Below are 7,377 nucleotides of genomic sequence, written 5' to 3'. Positions count from 1 at the left end.
AAACTGGGGTTGATTCAGTGAATAAATTCAGTTGTTGCATGGTACTTTTCTCCAATTAAAGAAAGTATTCTGAAGACCATTGCTGTTAGTTTTGGTTGGCACAGAAAACCTCAATCAACACACTCTCTGGATATAAACCGACTTTTCCAAAACGTGGGTCATGAATTCGTTCTATTTCTATTCCTTGTTTCCGACACAATGCACTTGCCTTTCGACCTTTAGTACCCGCTTCTTTAACCGAGATTTCTAAACCTTGAAGATTGGCGAACCCAACAACACTATATTTGTGACCACATGGGGTATTTACTCTGTCTTGCTCAACTTCAACCGCTTTGAGACGGTGCAAAATTTCAGTCTGTTGCTGTTGTTGTTGGAGTAAATGCTGTTCTTGCTCTGCCAGTTGTTTAGCGATCGCTGCAAGTAACTGTACTTGAGTCATTGACTGCTGTTGTACAGGCTCTTGACTCATCATCACTTTCATTAAGGTTCTGTTAGCCCAGATGCGGAACTCGACAGAAACCCACTGAGCTAAATCAATGGCGATTTCTGGGTGAATCCAAGTACCTTGAGAACTGCCATAGCCATCAACTTCGATGACAAGAGACGATATCGGGATTCCGATGTCGTTTGAAAGTGCTGTCCAGTAAGCTTTTGTGGACTTCCTTTCTTTGTAATGCCCCCAAGACTTATTATTTGCATGGCACATCTGAGTTGCATTTACGTAGCCTTTGGGTATGCTGTATTTGCCTAGCTGCCCAACTTCTGGCATTTGGTTAATATTTGAGTCACGCCATTTGTGTATCAACATAATTAACTCCCTGGTTATTACTCAAACAGTGAAGAAAGAGGAATTGCAATCTAAGAAACTCAAGCATTCACCCGCAGCAAACTTTTTTCACCAACCAGTGAGAAACGATTTGATATAGTTGGTGTATTAATTAACGTTGGCGACATCAATTCAACAAGGTAAAACCAAGAATTATGCACTAGCGCAATCCCCAAAATCAGCCGTTGTTTTGTTCCCTTGTCGTGAGAACAGAGGATCACTCTTTCGCCCAAAACAAAAGCAGGTTTTTGCACTTTGATGGCTTCTAATTCTCCAGTCCCGATGATTTGGTTCTGTGTGGCGTGGAGTATTTCATTGCGGCAATCAATTGAATAAATCCAACATTCGTGTTTCCATTGCATACCGCAGCAGTAACCGAATCTCCTTGTAGTTCTTAGAAAAACTCTCTCCAGTAAATTAACTGCAACAGGTGGAATTGTTTGTCCCCAAGGTGGGGAGAGATACCAACTGGTTTTCAGTGCGTTAATGTTGTCAATCATGCTTTTCTCCCTAATAAGTAATTAATGGCTTCGGAGTCAATAGAGGCAATACGCTTTTTTAAATGTTGTGGGGGATTTTCAAAAAAGTTTTTGAGATGCCATCTCCGAACTTGATAACGCTTAGAAGAACGGCGGCTAGTTTTCAACCAACCACGGCGCACCCAACCAGAAACGGTGGTGGAATGCACACACAGAACACGGGCGATTTCAGCACTACTATAGTTATCGAGAAAGGGACTTGTAGAGTAACCTAAAGCCCAAAGCTTAGTAGCGATAGCAATTGGGGTGCGGAAATAGCCATGTCTTTTTAAGATTGAGGCTATTTGCTTAGGGTTATAAAGTTCAGCCTTAGCTTCAATAATTCCTAGTTCTTCATCAGTCCATTTTGTATGCATCTGATTACCTCCCATATTTATGCAGATTTAGGAGAAGAATTTTCTTGAACAATCCGAGCGCTAATTGATTCAAAGTCCACTTGAAAGATGTTCATATCTGTGACCATTTCCCCAGTGTTGTAACGGTCTACTATGTGCTGCGGAAAAAGCGGATTGACTCAGCCCATCAGGGATATCGATGTGCGCTTCACTGACGATTTTTTCGACTACTGTAACGATGACTCTCATGGTTTTTATTCCCATCTGATTAATTCAGGATTCAGAAATAAAACTTCTTCTGAATCCTGTATATTGATTTACAATGCTCCGGCTTTTGCAGATTGCAAATGTTGCATCCATGTGTTGATTGCAGTTAACTCATCAGCACCTAAGCCAACAGCATCAACAACTACCTTTTGATATGAAGATTCAGCATGATTGGGATACTCGCACTTGTCTGCTGCCCAAGCCAAACACATTGTTTTTACCAGTTCATTAATCTTGCTAATATGAAGTAGACTTGGGCGGTCAACATCCTGAAATTGCAACCACTCTCTGACCAAATCAAGTGGATAATCAAGCAAGGTGCGAATATTTTTAACTCGTAGGTCTTGAGGATGTACTGGTTGAGGGACTACGCTAAGTTTTGCTGGAGCTACTGGGGTTTCTGCTATAGATAGGATAGTTGAGGATGTGCCACCTAAGCGAGATTGAATGTCATTAATGAGAGTTCCCCAATCAGCATTTTTATTCCACTCCTTTTCAATTCTGCTTTTAGTTACTGCATCATAAAGATTACAGAAAACCGTATTTTGTTCACCAGCATTAGCAACAATAATCAGTGGCTTAGAAAAATCCTGAACTAATGATGCAGCCAGAAGAAAGCTTTTTGCGAAATTGGTTTCAATACCAGTCCTAAAAACATAAAGTTCATCGGCACTGATAACAATATCCAGCTTCAAGTTGTCCTTGCCTTTAAACTCTTTAGTTGTCAATCGGAGTTCTGACAGATACCCAGTTAATGCTCTTTGGGTAACAGGGATTTTCTTATCTTGGCTGATATTGAACTTGTACCAAACGTAAGATTCGCCATCTACTTCCCCCTGATTGACATATAAATAGATGGGTTCGGGAGGGTTGCATAAACCTAGTTTGATTTCAGTAACCATGTTCACCTCGATTAATGTTTCATTGATTAGTGTTTCGTGTGCAATAATGGGAATTCTGTAGCGGGAGAAAAACTTCCGTGCGTTCACCTAAAGTAATGGCATTCCTTTAGGCGAACGCTTTTTTACTAATTAGAAAGCTCTCGATTGCGCTCTAACTCCCATTGCAGATAAGTCAAAGCAGTTTGAGCATCGGCAATGTTTAAATCTGGCTGATACCCTACTGACAAGAGTTGTTTGTAGTCTGGGTGCGTAGCAATTTCGGCTATCAGGGTTTGGGCTTGTTCAACTAATTGGTGGAGATGTGGGCTAGACATTTCGATGCCCAGTCGTGAACATAAATCCTCTGCCTTTACACCGAATGTTCCTGGCTCAATCTCCGTCGCTAACTCTTCAAGCAGAGATTGGAAATTCGGGTGTTCATCGTTAATTTCAATCTCAAATAAATCTGCACTTTTTGTAACGACAGTTGCCCAATTGGGTAAAGTCTGTGCAATGGTCTTCGCGTAAAGTTTCATGATTTTCTCCTCTGGGATTAATAACTTAAAAATCCTCGGCAATCTCCAACAAAAAGCCGCTTCCCGTGTTCTGCACTTGCACCAGTTCTTTATCCAGCAGTGTTTGAATGACTGAATTTGAAACTTGGCATTGGAGAGAGTGCAGAGGAACACAACCACCGCAAAGTCGAATCGAACGCAGCAAATGATTGGCTCTACGGTCAAAGCTGTTTGTAGAATTAGCCATTGGTGCTACCTCCAGTGATGGCTGCTAACTGTTGTTGCAGAATTGCTATTTGACTTTGATAAAACTCAATTTCTGCGGTAATTTCCGAGAATAATTCTTCTGGTGTAAGCGGTTGAATTTGAGACTCCTGAAAGTGGAACAATTCATCAGAGTTTTTGTTAGGCATTAGCGCATAACGCCAGCCACCACCGAATTGTTCAGCTAATTCAGTACCATTTGGGTAGTAATAAAACCCCAGAATGATACCGTCTTGTGTACGTTGATCCAAAGCAAAGCGAGGGTAGCCCCAGTGTTGAGGGATTGAGATTATCGGTTGCATTGATCTAATGGGGGATTGGTGAATAAATAATTAGGGAAAAGGGGAAGGGGTAAGGGGGAAAGGAATGAAGAAATTTACCTTTCCCCCTTTCCCTTTAACCTTTTCCCAGGCGAAGCCCAAGACTTACGCTGTGACTAACTCTGTTCTCTCCAGCAGCCGTTGCAATTTATCGCCAGTTAGCTGTTCTAACGGTTGGTCTAAAAAATATTCATCAAAAATGGATTTACCATCAGTAGACACGTCCACCATCGACAGCGATCGCACAGCATCAAACACGGAGTTAGAATACTGCTGCTGACCTGAATAACGCCTCTTCACCCACCAGTTCCCGTCAGTGCATCCGACTTGCCCCAGTTTCACGCCCTTGTTGTTGTAAATGCCATCATCGAGAATTTCAAACCCGTAATTCTGGCACTCGTTGAAGATATGCGCCATGATTAGGTTTTCGGAGGTGCATGGCGTTTCTGTTTGGACGGATTCGTTTAGTGTACTGTCCTGGTGATGCCATTGGATTAAGCGATAGCATCTTGCATAAGTATTAGCGCGGAATTTTTCTACACCTTCTACCACTACTACCCAAGGTTGGGTTAGGTCATCATCATGGGTAATGCTGGCTATCAGTTCCTCGCCGCAGTAAATTTCGTGATCGTAAAAGGATATTTCTCTTGTTGTCAGTTCTTCAGGGGCTATGGCTTGCGCTTGGTCGGCGATGTAGTTATCGAGTTCGGCTTGGGCTGCGGCTTGGTTGTCAACTTTCTGAAGCTTGGTGGATTGGTGGGTGATGATTGCGTTTACCCAGGTGTCAGTCGCTCTTTTGTCGTCGGTGGGTGTAACACCGAGTTCGACAGCGATTCTTTTGAGACGGGGGAGGTTATAGCGGCAAAGGGCTTGCTGTGTGTAGGTTGGATGCGTCATAATGAAGTTTCCTTATTATTAGGAACAGAGAAAGCGCTTCAGATTGGTAGTCGAGGGCGCTTTCTCTTTATCTTTTCCTATTATGCGCTAATTTTTTAGCGCTGTCAAGAATATTTTAGCTATTAGCGCTAATATATTAGCGTGTATATTACAAAGGAAGCGCTAAAAAGTTATGGTTTATATGGAGGATATTAATTTATGGGAGCTGCCATTTGTGGCACTTGAAGACAGAAACTCATTGCCGGATGAGCCTTGTGTTTACTTGGCAATCGATAAAGATAACTCGGTGCTGTACGTGGGTATGTCAGACAATTTAAGGCAGAAATGGAAAAGCCATCCTAAGCTAGAAGCCTTAAGTCGTCTTGAAGGCGTTAAAATCTCGTACATTAGAACCGAAGCTGAATTACTCAGAAAGCTAGAAAATGCCCTAATCAAAGTTTTCAAACCTCCGTTGAACTTAACGGAAGCACCTAAAAAAGGCATTGCAGCTTTAAGAGAAAAAATTGGATTAACTCAAAAGCAACTAGGTGATTTAGTTGGAGTTGATACTTCGACAATCAGAAATTGGGAATATGGCAAAGGATCAGAAACTTTTGCAAAAGTAGCAAGACTTTGTAAAGTGCTGGAATGTGATATTGAAGATTTGTTTGAGGAAGAAGCAGTGTGATGATTGAACCTGCTGAAGAACCTCTTTTTGCTCTAACCTCTGTCTCATTTTATAAGCGATGCCTGCGGTGGGTTACGCCTACGCATTTACCATCTACATTCAAAAGCTGTGTTGCGATTGACTTTGAGCAAATACCATTGAGCTAGAGGAGGTGGAAGTATGAACCAGCCACCTTCTAGAAGACGGAAAAAAGCCATCCCTGCCGCATCTAATGACAGCACATTACCAAATGACCTTGCAGAAGAGGATATCTCCCCTCAAGAAAACCCAGCCTTAGCAACCATTGACGTTACTGCTGTTGAAATTCCTGAATTAACCGAGCAGGAGCAAAGCGATCGCCTGCACTTGGAGCGTAGGGTAGAACGAGCGTTCTTTGAAGCAGGGAAGGCATTGACTGAGTTACGCGATCGCAGATTATATCGTTCCACGCACAAAACTTTTGAAGATTATTGCCGCGAACGCTTTGGTTTTAGCCGCAGACAGCCTTACCACTTAATAGAAGCTGCGGTTATTTTTGATAATTTAGTGGAAAAATGTGAACGTTCCGTTCACATTTTGCCGACTAATGAGTGGCAAATCAGGCCACTATCCAAGCTTGACCCGGACATTCAGCCCGAAGCATGGGAGCAAGCTGTAGAGTCTGCCAACGGGAAAGTACCATCTCATCGCATTGTCAAAGATGCGGTGCAGCGAATAATGGAACGTACTCAAGTACCTAACACCTATCAATTAGGCGAGGTATGCCAAATCTTAGCCAAAGATAATCCAGAACTCAGGGGCAAGGGCGGCTGCTGGGGGATTGTCAGCCAAGTAAATGAGTTTAGTTGCACCGTCAAAACCTGGGATGGCGAGTATACGGTTGGATTGCAGTACCTGAAGTCGCTCAATTACTTGCCTGCCGAGTGTGAGCAGATGCGGGTGATTTGCGATCGCATCAGTCAAGTGTATTCTGATTCACTTGAGGAGACAGTCAAAAGCCTGTTGCAGTCGTTGGGGAAGCTGAATCGACCCTATCTTACTGCTGTGGAAGAGAAATTGTTGACGCTTCTAGAGTCAGAGTATGGGAGAATACCCTAAACAATTTTGGCAATTTTGCATCCAATGGCTTTGGGTTACAGTTTCAATGGAGTTAGCAACACAACAGGACAGCGAAGAAGTTGTACGAGGGATAGGACAAAACTTTCCGCAACTGGTGTCCCATGCTACGCCAGTTGTAAGCGTGAGTGCTGTAGAATCGCTCTACATATTGATACAGCGCTCAATGGAGTTCAGTTCCCACTCTACAACTGGCTAAAAATGAACAAAACCAAATAAAACCTCAGAAGATGCAAAGATGCAGATAGCTGGGATTGCTTCTTTGGCGATCGCCAGCCTTTTTACGTTAGTACAGACTGTTGATTACTGGAAGTCCTTAATTTTTATATTTTTTTGATGAATTTATACTAGTATTCTTGGAAAGAATATAGTATTAATTAAGACTAAATAATTACTAGTACAGCACAGCAGAAATAAACATAACATTTGAAATGGCGCAAAAGCGCAAAGATAAGAGTTTTAAACACTTGATTTGGGAATTTCATACTTCAAATCAGCAATGCTAAAAACTCTTCTTCCTATACCCTTATACCCATTTTCAAGAGAAATGAGCAATTTTCATCAATATGGAAAAGGAGATGCAACTCATAACAGCGAGAATCAGCAATACGCCTCCTTAGTAGAGCAACTTGATTTGATGATTCGGGCAAGGTATCCCTTACTGTATGTGATTTCCGTTGAAGAAGAACCTGTGGAAGAAGTGTTGCAGCAAGTTGCATTGCGTTCTGTGCCCAAACGACAGCTTTTATTTTGGGATATTGTCCGGGGTTG

The 7,377-nt window shown here is 42.3% G+C and carries 12 protein-coding genes and 1 pseudogene; 4 read left to right on the top strand and 9 right to left on the bottom strand.

The window, feature by feature from the left end; all coding sequences use genetic code 11:
- Positions 1-85 precede the first annotated feature (85 nt).
- From CDG77_RS32425 to CDG77_RS32385, 9 genes are all read right to left on the bottom strand, one after another.
- Positions 86-808 carry a KilA-N domain-containing protein gene (locus tag CDG77_RS32425; protein ID WP_094333305.1) on the bottom strand — a complete coding sequence of 241 codons (723 nt, stop codon included), beginning with the start codon at positions 806-808 and terminating at the stop codon, positions 86-88.
- 59 nt (positions 809-867) lie between these two features.
- On the bottom strand, positions 868-1,326 hold the full coding sequence (locus tag CDG77_RS32420) for a DUF1392 domain-containing protein (protein ID WP_094333304.1): 459 nt from the start codon (positions 1,324-1,326) through the stop codon (positions 868-870).
- Positions 1,323-1,721, bottom strand: coding sequence for a hypothetical protein (locus CDG77_RS32415; RefSeq protein ID WP_094333307.1), 399 nt, complete (start codon positions 1,719-1,721; stop codon positions 1,323-1,325). Before CDG77_RS32415 ends, CDG77_RS32420 begins: the two co-directional genes overlap by 4 nt.
- 69 nt (positions 1,722-1,790) lie before the next feature.
- On the bottom strand, positions 1,791-1,949 hold the full coding sequence (locus CDG77_RS32410; RefSeq protein WP_223270101.1) for a hypothetical protein: 159 nt from the start codon (positions 1,947-1,949) through the stop codon (positions 1,791-1,793).
- A gap of 68 nt (positions 1,950-2,017) precedes the next feature.
- Positions 2,018-2,869: a hypothetical protein gene (locus CDG77_RS32405; RefSeq protein WP_094333303.1), complete on the bottom strand. Its 852-nt coding sequence runs from the start codon at positions 2,867-2,869 to the stop codon at positions 2,018-2,020.
- Positions 2,870-2,994: 125 nt separating this feature from the next.
- Entirely contained in the window at positions 2,995-3,384 is a 390-nt protein-coding gene (locus tag CDG77_RS38200; protein WP_223270100.1) for a hypothetical protein, read from the bottom strand.
- Positions 3,385-3,409: 25 nt separating this feature from the next.
- Positions 3,410-3,610: a hypothetical protein gene (locus CDG77_RS32395; protein WP_094333302.1), complete on the bottom strand. Its 201-nt coding sequence runs from the start codon at positions 3,608-3,610 to the stop codon at positions 3,410-3,412.
- Positions 3,603-3,929, bottom strand: coding sequence for a hypothetical protein (locus tag CDG77_RS32390; RefSeq protein ID WP_094333301.1), 327 nt, complete (start codon positions 3,927-3,929; stop codon positions 3,603-3,605). The genes CDG77_RS32395 and CDG77_RS32390 overlap by 8 nt, the downstream gene beginning before the upstream one ends.
- Before the next feature lie 123 nt (positions 3,930-4,052).
- Complete coding sequence (locus CDG77_RS32385) at positions 4,053-4,844, bottom strand: hypothetical protein (RefSeq protein ID WP_181154233.1); 792 nt, start codon at positions 4,842-4,844, stop codon at positions 4,053-4,055.
- Between the two features lie 172 nt (positions 4,845-5,016).
- Here CDG77_RS32385 and CDG77_RS32380 point away from each other — a divergent pair, with 172 nt between their 5' ends.
- The 4 genes and pseudogenes from CDG77_RS32380 to CDG77_RS32365 form a co-directional block, all read left to right on the top strand.
- Positions 5,017-5,511 carry a helix-turn-helix domain-containing protein gene (locus tag CDG77_RS32380; protein WP_094333300.1) on the top strand — a complete coding sequence of 165 codons (495 nt, stop codon included), beginning with the start codon at positions 5,017-5,019 and terminating at the stop codon, positions 5,509-5,511.
- Between the two features lie 159 nt (positions 5,512-5,670).
- On the top strand, positions 5,671-6,588 hold the full coding sequence (locus CDG77_RS32375) for a hypothetical protein (RefSeq protein ID WP_094333299.1): 918 nt from the start codon (positions 5,671-5,673) through the stop codon (positions 6,586-6,588).
- Positions 6,572-6,805: a hypothetical protein gene (locus CDG77_RS32370; RefSeq protein ID WP_094333298.1), complete on the top strand. Its 234-nt coding sequence runs from the start codon at positions 6,572-6,574 to the stop codon at positions 6,803-6,805. The genes CDG77_RS32375 and CDG77_RS32370 overlap by 17 nt, the downstream gene beginning before the upstream one ends.
- A gap of 348 nt (positions 6,806-7,153) precedes the next feature.
- Positions 7,154-7,377 (top strand): annotated as a pseudogene (locus CDG77_RS32365) (AAA family ATPase); the annotation flags it as partial.

Source organism: Nostoc sp. 'Peltigera membranacea cyanobiont' 213, from assembly GCF_002245975.1.
Classification (GTDB): domain Bacteria; phylum Cyanobacteriota; class Cyanobacteriia; order Cyanobacteriales; family Nostocaceae; genus Nostoc.
Note: the sequence above shows the minus strand (reverse complement) of the source record. Positions and strands in the feature narration are given on the sequence as shown.